Origin of the sequence: Pseudomonas agronomica (assembly GCF_025917275.1) — a bacterium.
GTDB lineage: Bacteria > Pseudomonadota > Gammaproteobacteria > Pseudomonadales > Pseudomonadaceae > Aquipseudomonas > Aquipseudomonas agronomica.
Genome location: NZ_JAOSHO010000835.1, coordinates 1 through 1,346, shown reverse-complemented (window position 1 = coordinate 1,346; position 1,346 = coordinate 1). Strand labels below are relative to the sequence as shown.

At 62.0% G+C, this 1,346-nt stretch carries 2 protein-coding genes; one reads left to right on the top strand and one right to left on the bottom strand.

Annotation, left to right across the window (positions count from 1 at the left end):
- Nucleotides 1-33: 33 nt before the first annotated feature.
- Nucleotides 34-558 (bottom strand): Mpo1 family 2-hydroxy fatty acid dioxygenase, encoded by a 525-nt coding sequence (locus OC610_RS27530; protein ID WP_264432638.1) that lies wholly within the window; start codon nucleotides 556-558, stop codon nucleotides 34-36.
- A gap of 87 nt (nucleotides 559-645) precedes the next feature.
- Between OC610_RS27530 and OC610_RS27525 the strand changes: the two genes are divergently transcribed.
- A complete protein-coding gene (locus OC610_RS27525) occupies nucleotides 646-1,332 on the top strand; it encodes a Crp/Fnr family transcriptional regulator (protein WP_264432636.1) in 687 nt (228 codons plus the stop codon).
- The last annotated feature ends 14 nt before the right edge of the window (nucleotides 1,333-1,346 follow it).

Below are 1,346 nucleotides of genomic sequence, written 5' to 3'. Positions count from 1 at the left end.
AGGTATCCCACCGCTATCAGCATTGCGTAGCTTTCAGGCCACCGAGCGCTGGTTACGCAACGCCACCGGCCCGGCGCGCTCCTCGATGGCGCGTTTCAGGTCACCGCGAAGCCCCAACAGGAAGCCCGCTTCCACCACTACGAACAACGGCCCGACAATCAACCCGGTCAGGTCATCGACGAACGCCGGTTTGCGCCCTTCGTAATAGTGACCGACAAACTGGATCACCCAGCCCACCACGAACATGCCCAGTCCGCTGGACAACCAGATCGCTGTGCTCTGCCCCGCGAGCACCTGGCCCAGCCAGATGGCGAGCCCCAGCAGCACGCTCATCAGCACGCCCAGGCGCAGTTCCAGGCGCAGATAAAACCAGGCACTCGCCATCGCCACCAGCAGCGCCGGAGAAACCAGGATCGCGCCGACCGGCCATCCGGGCCGTGACAGCAGCACGGCGACGGCGACGGCGATCAGCGGGATCCCGATGAAGTGACTGGCGATGTTGCGCGGGTCGCGGTGGTAGGCCGCGTATTGACTGAGGTGATCGACGAGGCTTTTCATTGTTGTTCCTCCTGAGGTGATGCCTGCATGATGATCGGGTTTCACCAGGCGCTCTGTCAGCTAGCCGACACTTGTCCCGGAGTTTCCATGAATTTGCACCCCTGGCACACGCATCTGCTGACCGGACATTGGTACAGCCATTTGCCCGCCGAGTTTCAGGATAGCCTGCTGGGCATGTCGCGGGTGCGCCGACTGGCGCCGGGGCAACGGCTGTTCCAGCGCGGCGATGCGCCGTGTGGCTTGTACGCGGTGCTCGAAGGGGCGGTGCGTATCGGCGCGGTCAGCGAGCAGGGCAAGGAAGCGCTGCTGAGCGTGGTGGAGTCACCCCACTGGTTTGGTGAAATCTGCCTGTTTGATGGTCAGCCGCGCACCCATGATGCGGTGGGCGTCGGCCAATGTTCGTTGCTGCATTTGCCGCAGGCTGCGCTATTGGCCTTTCTGGAAGAACAACCCGTTCATTGGCGTCATCTTGCCCTGTTGATGAGCCACAAACTGCGCCTGACTTTCATCAATCTCGAACACCTGAGCCTGATGCCCGCCCCGGCCCGCTTGGCCCACCGCCTGCTGATGATCGCCGAAGGCTACGGTGAAATCGAACCGGCGCGCCGGATCTTGCAGTTGCCCCAGGAACAACTGGCACTGATGCTTTCCCTGTCTCGCCAGACCACCAACCAGATCCTCAAGGATTTGCAGGGGCAGGGCATTGTTCACCTGAGTTATGGCGAAATCGCAATCCTCGACATCGAACGGTTGCGGGCGTTGACCACGATCTGAAACCGACCTGGACC